This window comes from Dysgonomonas sp. Marseille-P4677, from assembly GCF_016652235.1.
GTDB lineage: Bacteria > Bacteroidota > Bacteroidia > Bacteroidales > Dysgonomonadaceae > Dysgonomonas.
This window is the reverse complement of the sequence record NZ_JAEPKU010000013.1, coordinates 38,491-55,950: the sequence shown is the minus strand read 5'-3', so window position 1 is coordinate 55,950 and position 17,460 is coordinate 38,491. Positions and strand designations below refer to the sequence as shown.

Below are 17,460 nucleotides of genomic sequence, written 5' to 3'. Positions count from 1 at the left end.
AAATGGATGTATTGCATTTAAACCTTTCTCAATAAAGTAAACTAAGAAGAAACTTGATAAAATAAGTACAATAGAAAACAATCCGCCTTTCAACAATCTGTCTTTTCCTCTATTCAACATCTTTTCTCCCCAGGCAATAACCTTGCCCATCGCCACAATTGGATGTGGTAGCCACGAAGGGTCACCGATAAGCTGATCGGCTAACCAACCCAGGAACAAAGGTAACAGAATATATAAACAACTTATATCCATCCTTTTATCCCTTTCACTAATAGATTATTCTCCTCTTTAGATTGCGTAGCAATACGAAAATAATGTTCATTCAATCCATTAAAATTAGCTGCATCACGAATAAGAATGCCATAGTCATCTATTAGATATTTTTTCAAATCCGATGCTTTTTTGTTTTCTAATTTACATAAAAAGAAATGGGTATCGGATGGTAAAACAATGATGCCATCTATCCTGTTCAATTCATTTTGCAAACGCTTTGTTTCTATCAAATAATTATTGAGATCTATTGTCGCATCTTCTTTTTCCAATAAAAATCTACCGGCTTCTATTGCTAGTCCATTTACAGACCAAGGCATACGATATTTTGAAATCATCCTCAATGTCTCTGTATGTGCCGTAATATATCCTAAGCGAAGGCCCGGTATGGCATAATGCTTTGTCATGGAGTGTAACAGTAGTACATTCTTATATCCGGATGCTTCCTCTACTGAAAATAAATCTTTCGTTGTAAAATGTTCATAAGATTGATCTATAACTATATACTGTAATGGATGGCTTACTATATATTCCTTCAACAAATCTTTAGATGTAACTGTACCAGTCGGATTATTAGGATTGCAAATCCAGACCAGATTTGCATACGGATCTACTTCCTGCAAACATCTTACATACTGCACCTTATGATTATTTACGCAGGAAGCATCGCCATATTCACTAAAAGTTGGAGATATAATGGATGAAACAGAGTTTTGAAAAGCTTGAGCTATCAGATATATTGCTTCTGTCGCTCCATTGGTTACAGATATATTTTCTGTACCTACACTATGCTTTTGAGCCAATAACTTCAACAACGAAGATGCGTCAGGCTCAGGATAAGAATGTATTGCATCGATATGGGAACAAAGATATTGCTGCAAATCCGAAAGATTCTGACGACTATAAATATTCGAACTGAAATTACTTACAATCGGCTTATTGTGACTATATATATCATCTCCGTGTCCTAATATCATTGTGCAGACTCTCCCATTATTTTATAGACCAAATCCATATCCACATATTTACGGACATGATCGGCCAGTTTATTATATTGTTCTTCTTTGAAAGCGTTGAAATCGAAAGGCGTATCCGAGAGCTTGTCGGCATATGGAGCTAACAGATAATCTATAACTACTTCGTTATCTAAAATACCATGAATATATGTACCAAAGCATTTATCATTTAAGAAGTATCCATCATCTCGTCCATCATCAAGCTTGTTTAGAGGAGAATCTTTCGCGCCACCCACAGGCACAGTTGCTCCCATGTGAATCTCATATCCTTCGCAAACGGTCTCTGATCCTAAAAAAGAAAACCTGACCTGACGCGTTACTTTTTCGCCTTCCATTTGCGTTGTAACCGGCAATAAGCCTAGCCCCGGAAGACGATCGAGATTGCTTTCCACATGATTAGGATCACAAACTTCTTGTCCCATAATCTGGAAGCCGCCACAAATACCTACTATAGTAGCACCATTCTTATGCGCCTTGGCAATACTTTGTGCTACTCCATTACGGCGCAGCTCATATAAATCAGACAATGTGCTTTTACTGCCGGGAATAAGGACTATATCTGCTTTTTCAATTTCATCCGTATTATTTGTATAGTAAAGATGTACACGTGGGTCACGTTCCAAAACGTTGAAATCAGTAAAATTAGATAAATGACGTAATAAAACTACTACTACATTTACTTTACCATATGTTGCCTGCAAATTCTTTGTTTGAAGCATAACCGAGTCTTCCTCTTCTATATAAATATCTTTATAGTAGGGAACAACTCCGATAACAGGAATACCGCAAAGTTCCTCGATCGTTTTAATGCCCGATTCGAAAAGTCGAATATCACCTCTGAACTTATTAATGAGTATACCTTTCAGGTATTTCTTTTCCTCTTCTGTCAATAACATTACAGAGCCATAAACAGAGGCAAAAACACCCCCTCTATCGATATCGGCAACCAGTATAACATTGGCCTTTGCATGAATAGCCATCGGCATATTTACCAGATCAACAGCCCTCAAGTTTATTTCGGATATACTGCCTGCCCCTTCCATCACAATAGGGTTATATCTTTTTTCCAATCTATCGAACGCCTCGTTAACTTCCTTACGAAGCTCTTCACGACCTTCTACTCTGAAGTACTCATAAGCATGCTGATTGCCGACAGGCCGGCCATTAAGCACAACCTGACAAATCTTGTCTGTAGTAGGTTTTAACAACAAAGGATTCATATCTGTATGGCATGAAACGCCAGCAGCCTCAGCCTGAACAGCTTGCGCACGACCTATTTCTAATCCTTCAGGAGTCGCGTATGAATTTAAAGCCATGTTTTGTGCCTTAAACGGTGCGGGATGATACCCATCCTGTAAGAAGATACGACAGAACGCCGATGTAATGATACTTTTACCAACATCACTACCTGTTCCTGCAAACATGATAGGACAAAGTGTATTTGATTCTTGCTCTTGTTGAGACATTTTCCAATTATAATTTTAAGGTCAAAGACCTATTTATTACTTTGCAAGTGTAATTGTTATTACTTTTTATAGCGATAAAATGTATCGTTTAACATCTCTCGTTACTTAAAATCATATTTCTGACCCCGGAAATAATGATCAATAGTGCTTTGTTCGGCAGGTTTCCTGACTAGCTTCGTTTTTTGAACACCTTCCCGTTTCCGATTATCAGTTAACTGTATAATATAAACAGTGGCAAGAGTAATGTTCAAAATATAAAAAGACCACAGTAGCGGGCACTGTTCCGGATTCTGACCGGATTCCCTTTTATGCAAAAGACGGATATCTGTTTGCATCACCAAAACAGATACAAAGATAAAATTTTTATTGGGGTAAACAGAAATCTATCTATAGAGATTCTCTCCGATTCTTAAAAATCGTACCTTTGAGATTATTGAATATAGATTTATATATAATGTTAACAATAAATGTATCTGACGAAATAAGAAAGTTATGCCCTGACTTTGCCGGTGCAGCTATTTTTGCTCAAGTAAAGAACAGTTCTCATAATGAAAATTTATGGAAACTAATAACCAAATCTTCCTCTGAATACAGGGCCAACCATCAGATAGAAGATATAAAAAAGAATCATGCTATAGCTGCTACACGTACAGCTTATAAGAAATTCGGAAAAGACCCCAATCGCTACCGTCCTTCATCCGAAGCTCTTTGTCGTCGAATACTAAGAGAATTACCTTTATACCAAATAGACACATTAGTAGATCTAATCAATCTGACTTCTATCCGAACAGGGTATTCTATCGGTGGATTCGACGCTGATAAAATAGAAGGGAACACACTAACTTTAGGTATCGGAATGATAAACGAACCCTACGAAGGTATAGGCCGAGGTATACTAAACATAGAAGGGCTCCCCGTCTATCGCGATGCTATTGGGGGAATAGGAACACCTACAAGTGATCATGAACGAACAAAAATAGAACTTTCTACAAGTAATTTTCTAGCTATCATAAATGGATACAGCGGAAAGGAAGGTTTACAAGAAACAGCTGAATACATGCAATCCTTATTAAAAGAATTTACGGATTCTGACGGTGGGCTTGTTACTTATTTTTAAAAAGAAATATCTGGTATCAATTAATTAAATATTATCATTATGAAAATATTTACAGGTAAACAAATTAAAAATGCAGATCGATATACGATCGAAAACGAACCGATCAATTCTATAGATCTGATGGAGAGGGCCTCCAACAGTATAGCTCAATGGATATGCAGTAATATCGATAATCGATCTCCTCTTTTATTTCTTATAGGTAAAGGAAATAATGGTGGGGATGGATTGGCAGTTGCTCGTATATTATATCATTCCGGCTATAACTGCTCCATATATTTGGCTTTTGAGAAAGAATATCTAACCGAAGAATGCAAATATAATTTAGACCGGTTACCTATAGATATTATTCAAACCGAACTGGACAATATAAAATATTATACTATTCTCATAGATTCGTTATTGGGTACAGGAGTAAATGGTGAACTCAGAGAGCCACTACTGTCCATTATTGAAAAAGTAAATTCGCTATCTAATAGGATAATATCTATCGATTTACCATCAGGTATGATTAGTGAATTCGGAAATAAAAACAAAAAAATCATCAAAGCCGACATTACACTCACCCTCGAATTTCCTAAGTTAGCGATGCTGCTTCCCCAAGCAGGAGAATACTGTGGCGAAATCAATGTATTACCAATAGGACTTAGTAAAGAGTATATGAACAATACCGAATCGTATTACCACTATATAACTGATGACATCATCGAAGGTATAAGATTGAAACGGGATAAATTTGCACATAAAGGAACATATGGACATGCATTGCTGATCTGTGGTTCGCGAGGAATGGCAGGAGCCGCCGTCTTAGCCACAGGAGCTGCTTTACGATCAGGATGCGGATTAGTCACTACGCATATTCCGGCCGAAGAAAGGTATGCCTTAAATATAGTCTATCCTTCTGCTATACTAAGTTTGGACGAAGAACCATTTTTCGCAAATGTTCCCGTCAACATCTCCAAATATTCTTCCATTGGTATAGGTAGTGGATTGGGGCAGGCGCATCAAACTATAGAGGCTTTAAAGCATCTGTTCAACACAACTCATAAACCGATGGTTATTGATGCAGATGCCTTAAATATAATAGCAGACCATTATAAATTGCGGCAAAGAATTCCGGCAGGTTCCATTCTCACGCCTCATTTAGGTGAACTTAAACGGTTGATCGGCGAATGGGCTGATGAAAAAGAAAAAATAGAGAGCGTAAGAGTGCTGGCCGCCAATCTAAAATCAATTGTAATTGTTAAAGGAGCGCATACTATGATCTGCCTGCCTGACGGTAATTGCTACTTCAATTCGACAGGAAATAGCGGAATGGCCAAAGGCGGTAGCGGCGATGTGCTTACAGGATATATTACAGGACTACTTGCCCGAGGGTATAGCAGCGAACATGCAGCTATACTCGGTGTGTATATGCATGGAAAGGCAGGAGACAAAGGATCTCAAAAATATGGTATGGAAGAAATGAACAGTAAAGATTTGATAGATGAGTTATAAACCTATAATTTAATATTTAAACTCATATTCATATCTACTTTCATTGCCGCAAGCATCTGCAGCGGTAAATATTAATTTATGATTCTGACCTCTTTTCAATCGTCTAGAATCGAATTTATAAGTATATACAGGTGACTTTACATCGTGTTCGAACAGAACAAAGTCTCCATCTATTGTTCCGCGATAAGATGAGATTCCACTCTTATTATCAGAAACACGTATTTTCATTTCACCTTTTGCCACCCATTTTGCAGGAAGAACCGGAGTAATTACTGGTGCTTTAGTATCGATAGCAACAGCATAAGCACTCCCTAATTCGCGAACACGAGCAGTTATTGCACCATTATTGTATTTGCCTCCAATCCACGATTCGCGAGCACCATTGATACGAACTATGCCATATTGAGCTTTATTGACAAGTGTATCTTTGGTCATTTTTATAGTAATATCACAAGGCTTATCCAAAGGTATATGTTCATCTCCAACTTCATATATAGCAGACATATAATCCTTAGTTAATGTACGTTTTAGGTTAAAACAAAGATTATTATACAAAGATTCTTTGGGTATAGATATAGAGAACATGTTACCTTCGTAATAATTATCCCGATCCCAAGCCATTAGTTGAGTACATTCCCTCACCTGAGAAACATCCTGTTTTTTCCCATATACATAAAAAGTATACGTGGAAATGTTACCATACAAATCGGTAAGTTCGTATTTCAGCTTATATGCTTTTCCCTCGTTGATATTAATATATCCGTTATCTATAGTTTTATAGAACTGCAACCTGTTTCCTGGTTCAATAAAAGATTTCATATAGAAAACTTTCTTCTTATACCAATAATCAAAGTCGATCATACTATTAATCATCCTCGTATTGCCAAAATCGACAGAAACTATATCCGAGAAGAATATTTCTTTATCATTACAAAACAGACGCACAGCCTTTACGCCATATATATTATTAGTTCCCGTCATTCGGTCGATGGAATGGATGCCAATACCTATTTTACCCCATACAAAAATAGAATCTGCTATCGCTTTTGCTCCTTTTCTCTTTGCAGTCGTTGCTCCGCCTACAGTCTGCCGATATGGTTCACTACCTCCATTTACAGCCCCTTCTCCTTCAACGGGATATACAGCTATACCTTTTACTATAGGAGAAAGATTGTCATCTATTTTATCTTTATAATATTCAAGAGCATCAAGAGCTATCTGATTCTCGGTGTTTCTTATTTCGAAGTGTACATGAGGCCCTCCCGAAGACCCGGTATTACCACTATATGCGAACAAATCACCTTTCTTTAATGGAAATACCGAAGCATCTAATGTTATATCTATCGGATAAGATTCCTTTTCATATTGTCTCTCTTTCACATATTCAGTAATTGCAGGAACAAATTTCTCTAAATGCCCATATACACTGGTTTGCCCATTCGCATGATTTATATATATAGCTAGCCCATAACCTGACGGAGAAACAGATATTCGCGAAATATATCCATCGGCGATGGCATACACAGGCTTATTTATGCCCCCTTGTGTTTTAAAGTCAATGCCCGAATGAAAATGATTTGGTCGAAGCTCTCCAAAATTTGCACTGAGAATAAGTGGAATATCGAGAGGAGAACGATATGTTATTTGAGCAACTAAAGTAATTGTAAATAGAGAAAATAAAAATGTAAAAAATTTCTTCATCTGATTATTTCGTTCGGTTTAAAGCTATGCAAAAATAGAGTATTTAGACGAGTAATACAAGGTAGAATATTAGTGTCATATCCAGAGGAAGCAATCTTTATAATGATGGAAAATATAAATACTCTTTTTTCAGGCTGGAATCTGTTTTTCATTATTTCAATATAAGACTAAAAACACAGTCATAAAGCCAGTATTTTTTTCAAAATAAACAAACCTGTAAATCAATGATATAGTAAAAAACTGAAAATAAAATTAAAAAAAAGATGGTCATTTATTTGCATGTAAACAAAATTGAATTACCTTTGCATCCGCAATCGAAGGAGAAACGAGATGTGAAAACACGGAAAACTCCACAGGATGGCCCATTCGTCTATCGGTTAGGACGCAAGATTTTCATTCTTGAAAGAGGGGTTCGACTCCCCTATGGGCTACAAAAAAAACAAAATATAATTATAAAAAAATAAGGATTAGTCAAGATGGCAAATCATAAATCAGCAGAAAAAAGAATCAGACAAGCAGAAGTAAGACGCTTGAGAAACAGATACGTGGCAAGAACAACTCGTAATGCAGTTAGAAAGTTCCGTGCCTTAACTGATAAGGCTGAAGCACAAGCACAATACCCTTCGGTTTGTTCTATGCTTGACAAATTAGCTAAAAAGAATGTTATCCATAAAAACAAAGCGGGTAACTTAAAATCGAAATTAGCTGCTCACGTAAAAAACCTAGCTTAAAACACTAAATTAAGACTGTCGACATAAAGACGAAGCTAAATTCCATGGGAGTTTAGCTTTTTTTTGCGAAACAAAGGAACAAATACAAGATATATTGTTATAAAACAAAAACTTATTCATATCTTTGCACCCGCTAATAACAATTATGTATTAATTAATAATTAACAAGAAAGAAAAATGGCTACAAAGATCCGTTTACAAAGACGAGGAAGGAAAGGTTATCCTTTTTATCATATCGTCATTGCAGATAGCAGAGCTCCACGTGATGGAAAATTTATTGAAAAGGTTGGTTCATATAACCCGAACACAAATCCTGCTACAATAACTATAAATTTCGACAGGGCTTTGTACTGGTTACAAGTTGGTGCTCAACCTACTGACACTACTCGTAACATCCTTTCTGAACAAGGCGTTTTAATGAAGAAACACCTTCTAGGTGGTGTTGCTAAAGGCGCATTTACTGAAGCTGACGCTAATGCTAAATTCGAAGCATGGAAAGCAGACAAAGAAAAAGGCACTCAAGCTATCATCAACAAAAACGAAACAAAGGCTAAAGCTGAAGCAAAAGCTCGTTTAGAAGCAGAAGTTGCAGCTAACAAAGCTAAAGCTGAAGCAGTAGCTCAGAAAAAAGCTGAAGAAAACGCAGCTAAAGCTGAAGCCGCTGCCGAAGAGGCTGCTCCGGCTGAAGCAGTAGCTACAGAAGAAGCTCCGGCTGAAGAGAAAAGTGCTGAATAAGATTATTGAAAAATATCACAGCAAAAAGCTCCAAACATTAGTTTGGAGCTTTTTTTATTTTAATAAGATAATCAGGTCAGTCTACCCACATCAAATCACTCATTATTCCATCCGATATAAAAATGCCACCTCGCGTCAACGTCAATATTTCTTTATTTCTACACACAAAGCCTTCCTCAATATACTTTTGTACATTTTTCAGACAATAATCCCTTAAAGCCACCCCAAATAGTCTTTCCAATTCTAACAAGTTTACTCCCCACATTGTACGCATCCCTGTAAGAATAAAATCATTGTAACGAGTATTCTTATCCAAATTTTCAATCTCTAAAGGAAGTTTCCCCTCTCCTATCTTTACTATATATTTAGATATAGAAGGAATATTCCAAGCTCGATCCTGTCCATCAAAAGAATGTGCCGCCGGCCCTAAACCAAGATATTTTTCACCCAACCAATATGAGCTATTATGCTTCGAATAAAGCCTATCCTTTGCAAAATTGGATATCTCATAATGTTCGAATCCGGCTGAAGTTAACTTATCTATCATTACAGAAAACATCTCAACACTCAATTCTTCATCAACTGCTTTTACATCCCCGAGTTTGAACAAACGATACAAACGGGTTCCTTGTTCATATATCAGGTGATAGGACGAAATGTGTTGTATATCAAGAGATATAGCTTTATCTAGATTCTTGTTCCAAATATCCATTGTCTGATTGGGGAGACCATACATAAGATCGATGCTAATATTATCATAGCCCAATGCCTTACAAGCATTTACTCCTTCTATCGCCTTTTCTGATGAATGCCTCCGTTTCAGGAATCTCAATTCATTATCATCAAAGCTTTGCACCCCCATACTTAAACGATTGAAAGGAAGATTCTTCAATGCTTCTAAATATCGAATATCCAAATCATCGGGATTTGCTTCCATCGTTATTTCCGCATTAGGCGATACATCGAAATTCTTTAAAATAGTTTCGAATATACGATAAAAGTCTTCGAAGGAAAGTTGAGAAGGTGTTCCTCCTCCAAAATAGATTGTGTCAACTGTTTCATCCGAAATATAATTTTTTCGTAGTTCGATTTCTTTACATACAGAAGCAACATAATTAAGCTTCGGTGACATATCGGTACGTGTGTAGAAATCACAGTAAATACACCTTGTCTTACAGAAAGGAACATGTATATATATACCTGCCATTATTTTAAAGTATCACTAAATACTTAGTTTACTTATTCCTGATACATCTTATCAATAAGATTCTTATATTTTTCAGCAACAAATTTACGCTTAATTTTCAGCGTGTTGGTCAACTCACCACCTTCCATAGTAAATGGTTCGGATAGAAGTCTATATTTCTTAATCTTCTCGTAAGGAGCAAAAGTTGCCTGCAGCAATTCGATACGTCCGTCAAGCATCCGCAGAATATCTACATTCGAGAATAAGTCCTCAATTTCATTGTAGCTGATATTTTGAGAAATAGCATATTCTTCAAGAGCTTTATAATCGGGAACAATAAGAGCACTCACAAATTTACGTTCATCGGCAATAACTGCAATCATGTCAATAAACTTATCTTCTCCAACCTTTGTTTCGATTGCCTGAGGAGCTATATATTTACCATTAGCTGTCTTGAAAAGATCTTTAATACGTTCTGTTATATACAAGACATTACCTTCCAAGCGCCCTGCATCACCAGTACGAAAATAGCCATCTTCGGTAAAGCTTTTTGCTGTTTCTTCGGGCTTGTTATAATATTCGCGCATTACAGTTTTTCCTTTCACCAGAATTTCGTTATTCTGCGAATCGATTTTCACATCTACTTCCGGCATAAGAGTACCAATAGATTCTATAACATAGCCCTTTTCGGGATAAAAACTAACTGTAGCAGTAGTTTCGGTGAGTCCATATCCTATAACAATAGGAATATTTACAGAATGCAGAAACTCAATAATAGAATCAGACAACGGAGCTCCGGCACAAGGGAAAATATTTCCTTTCTCAATACCTATCACCATCTTGAGAATACGAAAGACAGTATTATTATATAAAAAGAATTTTACTCTTGTTCCAAATGGAGCACGGATACCTTTGTTTTTGTAGTCAAGATTATATTTCTTCCCCGTCTTGATAGAATGAGTGTATAACCACTTCATTATTCCGGTAGATTCTGAAATCTTTTCATCTACACCTGCATATACCTTTTCCCAAAAACGAGGAACACTACACATAATTGTAGGCTTCACTTGTTTTATCGATTTCTGAATTTCTTTTGCGTCCTGATTAATAGCAATGGTCATCCCCTTATGGATCGCATAACAAGTCCAAGCTCTCTCGAAAATATGAGCCAAAGGAAGGAAATTCATCGACACATCCTTATTCGAAGTCATTGTCAGACGAATATCATGAATCTTAAATACTTGCAGGAAGCATGAATGAGGTATTACAACTCCTTTAGGTTCACCTGTTGTTCCCGATGTGTAGATTATACATGCAATATCATCATCTTGTCTTGACTTCATACGCACGCGAACTGCTACCTCTGCATTGGAGTTTTCACCCGAAGCCATAAAATCCTCGAAGTAGAGGGATGTCTTATCTTCAGCATGTAACTTTACATTTTTGTCAAAAACAATGATCCGTTTAAGAACAGAGGAGTTCTGCTGTACCTTAAACGCATTATTATATTGAAATTGTTCCCCGGCAAAAAGTAATTTCACATTGGCATCATTCACAATATATTCCACCTGCGTAGGCGATGATGTTGCATAGATAGGAACAGATACACAACGATTGGCATATGAGGCAAAATCAGTAAATAAATATGGTGGCATATTTTGCGAATAAACTGCAATTTTATCGCCTTCCTCAACTCCAATTTCAGCCATAGCCCAGGCTGTTTTCATTACATTTTCAGAAAACTTTTTCCAAGATATACTTTTCCATTTTTTCTCATATGGATTTCTATACTTCAGAGCTGTTTTTCTACCATACCTGGTGGCCTGACGATGTACTAAAATAGACAGATGATAATAATTCATGGAGGTTTCTTTTTGATTTATTTACTGTTGCAAAGTTAGTTTTAAATATGAAAAAAACGTTATCTACAGACACTTTTTATAATTGCACAGACAGCTATTATCCAAACAACCAATAAGCTCCTGATATAAGATTCTTACAAAACACAATAATTAATTACAATATGACAATTCGCTTTACAGAACGAAACAAAAAGTTATAACACATAGACAAAAACTCCTAACTTATTTTACTATTTTTGTAGCTAAATTTTTATCTATGGCGGGAAGCGGAATGAAAAGTTTGGCAAAAGATACTGCAATCTACGGATTGAGTAGTATTGTCGGGCGACTTCTTAATTATTGTTTAGTACCACTTCATGTATATATTTTTACGAATCCCTCAGAATACGGACAAGTCAACTACATCTTAGGTTTCACGGCTTTATTTTTCGTCCTATTAACCTATGGTATGGAAACCAGCTTTTTCCGTTTTATGAATAAACAAGATGAAAATTCGGACAAGGTCTATTCTACATCGCTTATATCATTAGGTACAACATCCCTTTTATTTATTCTTTTTTGTTTTTCTTTTATCGGCCCCATATCGGAATGGATGCAATACACCGATCATAGAGAACATATAATGATCATGGCTATAGTAGTCGCCTTAGATGCCTTTATGGTAATCCCCTTCGCTTACCTGAGATATCAAAAAAGGCCTATACGATTTGCAACCCTCAAATTAGCATTTATATTCTTTAATATACTTTTCAATGTACTTTTCCTTGTTGTATGTCCATGGTTAAGTAAAAGTTATCCTGATTTTATATTAAATAAATTCTATCATCAGGATATCGGCATCGGTTACATATTCCTTGCTAATTTGATTTCGACATTGGCTGTACTTATTATGCTGATACCGAATACAATGAAAAATCTAAAATTTCAGTTCGATCCAGCTTTATTACGTCGTATATTAAAATATTCATTTCCCCTATTAATATTGGGATTGGCCGGAGTTATCAATCAGGCAGTAGCCCAATTGACTTATCCGTTTCTTTTCGACAGTAAAGAAGAGGCATTCAACCAATTAGGAATCTATTCGGCTTGTATAAAAATAACGGTTATCATTACCATGTTTACACAAGCATTCAGATACGCTTATGAACCTTTCTTTTTCAGCAAGAACAAGAACGATGGTAATACAAAGGCTTATGCCGATGCAATGAAGTTTTTCATAATATTTGCTTTGCTTGTCTTCCTTGGGGTAATGTTTTATCTTGACATTATAAAATATATTATCAGTGAAAATTATACTGTGGGAATAGTCATTGTACCTATTGCCATGATGGGAGAAATTCTATTTGGGGTTTACTTTAATCTATCTGTATGGTATAAACTGACAGACAAAACAAAATATGGAGCTTATTTTTCAATATTAGGATGTATTATCCAAGTAGCAATGAATATCATTCTTGTTCCTATCTATGGATATATAGCCAGTGCTTGGGCTACTTTTATCTGTAATCTTATCCTTGTATTGATATCTTATTCGATAGGACAGAAATATTTTCCTATCAAATATGATGTAAAAAATATATTCCTATATTTTATATTGGCTATAGTATTTTATATTACGGCCATGTACCCTACTATTGACAATGAAGTCCTACGTTTAGGGTATCGTACTTTATTCCTCATTGCATTTACAGCAATCGTCATAAAAAGAGATTTGCCTTTAAGCGAGATTCCTTTTATAAACAGATACTTTAAACATAAAAACGCTAAATAATTAATTAATCAATATATAATTATAAAAACTAATGAGAAAAATATTTTTATTTTCAGTGTTATTGCTTTCGGCATTACTTATCAAAGCCGACGAAGGCATGTGGCTACTGAAAGAATTAAACAAACAAAGTTTTGCCCGAATGCAAGAGTTGGGCTTTTCATTCCCTACCGATAGTATATATAGTGAAACCAATCCTTCGTTAAAAGATGCAGTCGTTATTTTTGGACGTGGATGTACCGGTGTCGCTGTTTCTGAGAAAGGGCTTATTTTTACCAATCACCATTGCGGATACGGTGATATTCAAAAGTTAAGTTCTGTAGAACACGATTACCTGAAGGATGGATTCGTTAGTCAATCTTTTAGTGAAGAATTGCCGGCAGAAGGACTTACCGTTTCATTCTTGCAAAAAACAGAAGATGTGACAGACTTTGTAACATCTACATTATCACCCGACGATGACGAAAGTACACGTGATCAAAAAATAGATTCATTATCAAACATTTGCATAGAAAAAAGTAAGATAAATGAATTTATTCGTGCCGAGGTTGTCCCTTTCTACTCTCACAACAAGTATTATTTGGTTGTATACGAAGTATTCAAAGACGTAAGATTAGTTTTTACCCCACCATCTTCGATTGGTAAATTCGGAGGGGAGACTGACAACTGGATGTGGCCAAGACACACAGGCGATTTCTCTGTATTCCGTGTGTATGCCAACAAAGATAATAAAGCTGCAAATTATAGTCCTGACAATGTTCCTTACTCACCTAAATACTCAGTGCCTGTATCTGTACAAGGATTTAAGGATAAAGACTATGCAATGACTATTGGTTATCCGGGTAGTACAGAACGTTATATGTCTTCTTGGGGAATCAATCAAATGGTAGAATCACAACACAAACCTCGTATAGAGGTTCGTGGAGCCAAACAAGAGATATGGAAAAAAGCAATGAATGCCAGCGATGCTGTACGTATTAAATATGCTTCTAAATATGCAGGAAGTTCTAACTATTGGAAAAACGCAATGGGTATGAACGAAGCTATTGCAAAGTTAGGAGTAATAAAGAATAAAGAAGATCTGGAAACCAAATTTGGCGAATGGATTTCAGCTTCCGGCAAGTCTGCAAAATATGGAGAGGTGCTTCCTATGCTAAAAGAAGGATACACATCTACAATGAGAACAAGTGAGATTCAAACCTATTTGTTCGAAACATTTTACAATGGAATAGAAATGGTTCGCTTTGCTAACACCGCATTGTTCGTAAACAAAATGGATGAGGCGGATAAAGCGGAAGAATTGAGAGCTCGCATGACAAATGCTTATAAGGATTACGAACCGTCTCTGGATCGTAAAGTAATGCCTGTATTATTAAAGCTTTATGCAGAACGTGTTCCTGCTGAATACCGACCTGCAATATATGAAACAATCAATAAGAAATTTAAAGGTGACTACGATAAATATGCAGACTGGTTCTTTAAGAACACTAAGCTTACCACTCTTGATGGTGTAGTTGCCCTTATTTCTAATGGAAAAGCAAAAGACGTGGACAAAGACCCAGCAATAGAACTTTCTAAAGCATTGGAACCTTGCCTTAAATTACTACAAAAAGAAGCCGGAGAATATTACACTCAGATAGATAAAGGCGAGCGCTTATTTATGGCAGGGCTAATGGAAATGGAACCGGATAAAACATTCTCTCCTGACGCAAATTTCACCCAACGTCTGAGCTATGGCTCTATTGGAGGTTATAAACCGGCAGACGCTGTCACATACGACTATTATTCTACATCGAAAGGTGTATTGGAAAAAGAAAACCCCAATGATCCTGAATTTGCCGTACAGCAATATATCCTAAACGATCTGAAAGGTGGTGATTTTGGACAATATGCAGATACAGATGGTAAAATGCATGTGAACTTCCTATCCAACAACGACATTACAGGAGGAAACTCGGGTAGCCCTGTATTTAATGGTAAAGCGCAGCTTATAGGCTTGGCTTTTGACGGAAACTGGGAAGCCTTAAGCGGTGACATCGTTTTCGAACCGGAGGTACAACGTACTATTAGCGTAGATATCCGCTATGTACTATACACAATAGATAAAGTGATGAAATGTCCACGACTTATAGAAGAATTGAAAATAATCAAATAAGTCTGAAAGCTTAGGATTATCATAAGAAGCAGAGCTATGAGGGTGTGTTTAGATTTTAACACACCCTCATATTTTTATGTTAATACCCCCATTGAATACCCATCTAAATTTTTAGATAAAAAAAGTTAATTTACGATTGTATTTAAAATTTATTATATAATTTTAAGATCTAAACATGTCATTTGATTCTTGTTGATAAACGACAATCTATACAAAAACTTACTTTTAATCTCCCTTAATATGAAAAATACTTTTATTTTATCAATATTATTCTTTTTATTCTCTTGTAATAATAATGAACTTGAGTTTGAAAAAGAATATGTCATTCAAATTGAATCATACTATAAAATAGAAAACAATGAACTATTATTCGCTGACACCAATACTGACATATTTGTCTACTATGGTATTTATACCAGCGACATAGCTGGATATATCATTGATAAAAATGGTATCCTGACAATTGGAGATAAAAATATATACCCCAACAAACATCATAAAATAAGCAATACAGGCAAATGTGAATTTATATCAGAGCAACCTAATGATAAAATAACTCTCCTCATCATAAGTAATAATTATAAGGATAAGATCTCACAATTTTCATACCCTAACACCAAATCAGACATTAAAATAGAAGTTGTAGTAAATCCATAATCACCTGAAAGACAAAAATTATTGGAATAGTTTACAAAAATGCTTTATTCATTTTACTCAACAAATAATAATCCAATATAGTCATAGCTGCCATAGCCTCAACGATAGGTACAGCACGAGGCAAGACACAAGCATCATGACGCCCACGAGCTTTCAGATCCGTATCTTCACCATCTTTATTTACAGTATTCTGGTGCATCAGAATAGTTGCGACAGGCTTGAAGGCAACTCTAAAATATATATCCTGGCCATTCGAAATTCCTCCCTGAATTCCTCCGGAGTGATTAGTCTGAGTTTTAATCTTCCCGTTATCATTATAAAAGACATCATTGACTTCCGATCCTCGATGATTAACATCGAATCCATCGCCATATTCAAATCCCTTCACCGCATTGATACCCAACATAGCACTACCTAATGCTGCATGAAGTTTTCCAAAGACAGGTTCACCCAGACCAACAGGCACACCTTTAACAACGCAAGTTATCACACCTCCTATTGTGTCTCCTTTTGACTTTACTTCTTCGATAAGAGAAATCATTTCAGATGCTTTTTCCGTATCAGGACAGCGTACCGGAGTAGATTCTATTTGAGATAAATCATATTCATTATATGCTTTTGTCAATCTTATATTACCCACCTGAGATGTATAAGCTACGATGTCCATCTTTAGTTCTTTAAGAGCTAGCTTAGCTAAAGCCCCACCAACGCAACGTGCTATAGTTTCGCGCGCCGACGAGCGCCCCCCTCCCCTATGATCGCGTATACCATACTTCTGGGTGTATGTATAATCAGCGTGAGAAGGACGATATATATCTTTCAAATTATCGTAATCGGAAGAATGTTGATTATTGTTTCTAATAACAAAACCGATTGGAGTCCCTGTTGTTTTACCTTCATAAATCCCCGATAGAAACTCCACCTCATCCGCTTCTTTACGCGGTGTTGTTATCTTAGATTGTCCCGGACGACGACGGTTCAGCTCGTTCTGGATAAAATCCATATCTACAGTTATTCCTGCCGGACAACCGTCTATAACCCCACCTATAGCTGCACCATGAGATTCTCCATAGGAAGTAAGTCTGAAAATATTACCAAATGTATTCATCTAATATAATGTGAATAGGGCTTTGACCCTTCATTGTTCTTATAAATACTAGCGAAATGACAGAGTGAAAACACCATCATTTAATTATTGCACCTTACAAATTTACGGGAAAATATTCAATAATAAGACAAATACACAAAATTAGCTTTATAAACTAAGAGATGTTTATAAAGGGCTTGTAAACTAGAAGCTAT

General features: G+C 36.1%; 14 protein-coding genes, 1 tRNA gene and 1 riboswitch. Of the genes, 8 read left to right on the top strand and 7 right to left on the bottom strand.

Translation table 11 applies throughout. The features are described 5' to 3' along the window. The 3 genes from JGH11_RS04750 to JGH11_RS04740 all read right to left on the bottom strand — a co-directional run. On the bottom strand, nucleotides 1-252 hold a 252-nt coding region (locus JGH11_RS04750), incomplete at its 3' end, for a cobalamin biosynthesis protein (RefSeq protein WP_201110424.1). After that, complete coding sequence (locus JGH11_RS04745) at nucleotides 243-1,247, bottom strand: aminotransferase class I/II-fold pyridoxal phosphate-dependent enzyme (RefSeq protein ID WP_201110423.1); 1,005 nt, start codon at nucleotides 1,245-1,247, stop codon at nucleotides 243-245. The genes JGH11_RS04750 and JGH11_RS04745, both read right to left, overlap by 10 nt. Then, nucleotides 1,244-2,752, bottom strand: coding sequence for a cobyric acid synthase (locus JGH11_RS04740; RefSeq protein ID WP_201110422.1), 1,509 nt, complete (start codon nucleotides 2,750-2,752; stop codon nucleotides 1,244-1,246). Before JGH11_RS04740 ends, JGH11_RS04745 begins: the two co-directional genes overlap by 4 nt. A 137-nt stretch (nucleotides 2,753-2,889) precedes the next feature. After that, nucleotides 2,890-3,109: riboswitch (cobalamin riboswitch) on the bottom strand. 97 nt (nucleotides 3,110-3,206) lie between these two features. On the opposite strand from JGH11_RS04740, the gene JGH11_RS04735 reads away from it, so the two are divergent. Together JGH11_RS04735 and JGH11_RS04730 are read left to right on the top strand one after the other, a co-directional pair. Continuing rightward, entirely contained in the window at nucleotides 3,207-3,869 is a 663-nt protein-coding gene (locus JGH11_RS04735) for a B3/4 domain-containing protein (RefSeq protein ID WP_201110421.1), read from the top strand. A 39-nt stretch (nucleotides 3,870-3,908) separates the two neighbouring features. After that, nucleotides 3,909-5,363 carry an NAD(P)H-hydrate dehydratase gene (locus JGH11_RS04730; RefSeq protein WP_201110420.1) on the top strand — a complete coding sequence of 485 codons (1,455 nt, stop codon included), beginning with the start codon at nucleotides 3,909-3,911 and terminating at the stop codon, nucleotides 5,361-5,363. 9 nt (nucleotides 5,364-5,372) lie between these two features. Here the strand turns inward: JGH11_RS04730 and JGH11_RS04725 are convergent, their stop codons facing one another. Then, nucleotides 5,373-7,064 (bottom strand): M23 family metallopeptidase, encoded by a 1,692-nt coding sequence (locus JGH11_RS04725; RefSeq protein ID WP_201110419.1) that lies wholly within the window; start codon nucleotides 7,062-7,064, stop codon nucleotides 5,373-5,375. Nucleotides 7,065-7,423: 359 nt separating this feature from the next. On the opposite strand from JGH11_RS04725, the gene JGH11_RS04720 reads away from it, so the two are divergent. The 3 genes from JGH11_RS04720 to JGH11_RS04710 all read left to right on the top strand — a co-directional run bounded on the left by JGH11_RS04720 (nucleotide 7,424) and on the right by JGH11_RS04710 (nucleotide 8,530). Further along, nucleotides 7,424-7,495, top strand: a tRNA-Glu gene (locus JGH11_RS04720). A gap of 45 nt (nucleotides 7,496-7,540) precedes the next feature. Next, on the top strand, nucleotides 7,541-7,795 hold the full coding sequence (gene rpsT, locus JGH11_RS04715; protein WP_201110418.1) for a 30S ribosomal protein S20: 255 nt from the start codon (nucleotides 7,541-7,543) through the stop codon (nucleotides 7,793-7,795). A 177-nt stretch (nucleotides 7,796-7,972) separates the two neighbouring features. Continuing rightward, the gene (locus JGH11_RS04710; protein ID WP_201110417.1) at nucleotides 7,973-8,530 is read left to right on the top strand and encodes a 30S ribosomal protein S16; all 558 of its coding nucleotides are present in this window, start codon (nucleotides 7,973-7,975) and stop codon (nucleotides 8,528-8,530) included. A gap of 76 nt (nucleotides 8,531-8,606) precedes the next feature. On the opposite strand, the gene hemW is transcribed toward JGH11_RS04710, so the two are convergent. Continuing rightward, nucleotides 8,607-9,737, bottom strand: a complete 1,131-nt coding sequence (hemW, locus tag JGH11_RS04705) for a radical SAM family heme chaperone HemW (protein WP_201110416.1) — start codon at nucleotides 9,735-9,737, stop codon at nucleotides 8,607-8,609. 32 nt (nucleotides 9,738-9,769) lie between these two features. Continuing rightward, the gene (locus JGH11_RS04700) at nucleotides 9,770-11,578 is read right to left on the bottom strand and encodes a long-chain fatty acid--CoA ligase (protein WP_201110415.1); all 1,809 of its coding nucleotides are present in this window, start codon (nucleotides 11,576-11,578) and stop codon (nucleotides 9,770-9,772) included. Between the two features lie 256 nt (nucleotides 11,579-11,834). Here JGH11_RS04700 and JGH11_RS04695 point away from each other — a divergent pair, with 256 nt between their 5' ends. The 3 genes from JGH11_RS04695 (at nucleotide 11,835) to JGH11_RS04685 (ending at nucleotide 16,158) form a co-directional block, all read left to right on the top strand. Next, nucleotides 11,835-13,349, top strand: coding sequence for an oligosaccharide flippase family protein (locus JGH11_RS04695; RefSeq protein WP_201110414.1), 1,515 nt, complete (start codon nucleotides 11,835-11,837; stop codon nucleotides 13,347-13,349). 31 nt (nucleotides 13,350-13,380) lie between these two features. Next, the gene (locus JGH11_RS04690) at nucleotides 13,381-15,501 is read left to right on the top strand and encodes a S46 family peptidase (protein WP_201110413.1); all 2,121 of its coding nucleotides are present in this window, start codon (nucleotides 13,381-13,383) and stop codon (nucleotides 15,499-15,501) included. A gap of 240 nt (nucleotides 15,502-15,741) precedes the next feature. Further along, nucleotides 15,742-16,158 (top strand): hypothetical protein, encoded by a 417-nt coding sequence (locus JGH11_RS04685; RefSeq protein WP_201110412.1) that lies wholly within the window; start codon nucleotides 15,742-15,744, stop codon nucleotides 16,156-16,158. Nucleotides 16,159-16,189: 31 nt separating this feature from the next. Here the strand turns inward: JGH11_RS04685 and aroC are convergent, their stop codons facing one another. Continuing rightward, nucleotides 16,190-17,266, bottom strand: coding sequence for a chorismate synthase (aroC, locus tag JGH11_RS04680; RefSeq protein ID WP_201110411.1), 1,077 nt, complete (start codon nucleotides 17,264-17,266; stop codon nucleotides 16,190-16,192). Between the last annotated feature and the right edge of the window lie 194 nt (nucleotides 17,267-17,460).

What these genes read in the sequence shown, in the direction of transcription:
- JGH11_RS04745 (WP_201110423.1), bottom strand. Translation starts at nt 1,247, where the DNA reads ATGATATTAGGACACGGAGATGATATATATAGTCACAATAAGCCGATT.
- JGH11_RS04740 (WP_201110422.1), bottom strand. Translation starts at nt 2,752, where the DNA reads ATGTCTCAACAAGAGCAAGAATCAAATACACTTTGTCCTATCATGTTT.
- JGH11_RS04735 (WP_201110421.1), top strand. Translation starts at nt 3,207, where the DNA reads ATGTTAACAATAAATGTATCTGACGAAATAAGAAAGTTATGCCCTGAC.
- JGH11_RS04730 (WP_201110420.1), top strand. Translation starts at nt 3,909, where the DNA reads ATGAAAATATTTACAGGTAAACAAATTAAAAATGCAGATCGATATACG.
- JGH11_RS04725 (WP_201110419.1), bottom strand. Translation starts at nt 7,064, where the DNA reads ATGAAGAAATTTTTTACATTTTTATTTTCTCTATTTACAATTACTTTA.
- rpsT (WP_201110418.1), top strand. Translation starts at nt 7,541, where the DNA reads ATGGCAAATCATAAATCAGCAGAAAAAAGAATCAGACAAGCAGAAGTA.
- JGH11_RS04710 (WP_201110417.1), top strand. Translation starts at nt 7,973, where the DNA reads ATGGCTACAAAGATCCGTTTACAAAGACGAGGAAGGAAAGGTTATCCT.
- hemW (WP_201110416.1), bottom strand. Translation starts at nt 9,737, where the DNA reads ATGGCAGGTATATATATACATGTTCCTTTCTGTAAGACAAGGTGTATT.
- JGH11_RS04700 (WP_201110415.1), bottom strand. Translation starts at nt 11,578, where the DNA reads ATGAATTATTATCATCTGTCTATTTTAGTACATCGTCAGGCCACCAGG.
- JGH11_RS04695 (WP_201110414.1), top strand. Translation starts at nt 11,835, where the DNA reads ATGGCGGGAAGCGGAATGAAAAGTTTGGCAAAAGATACTGCAATCTAC.
- JGH11_RS04690 (WP_201110413.1), top strand. Translation starts at nt 13,381, where the DNA reads ATGAGAAAAATATTTTTATTTTCAGTGTTATTGCTTTCGGCATTACTT.
- JGH11_RS04685 (WP_201110412.1), top strand. Translation starts at nt 15,742, where the DNA reads ATGAAAAATACTTTTATTTTATCAATATTATTCTTTTTATTCTCTTGT.
- aroC (WP_201110411.1), bottom strand. Translation starts at nt 17,266, where the DNA reads ATGAATACATTTGGTAATATTTTCAGACTTACTTCCTATGGAGAATCT.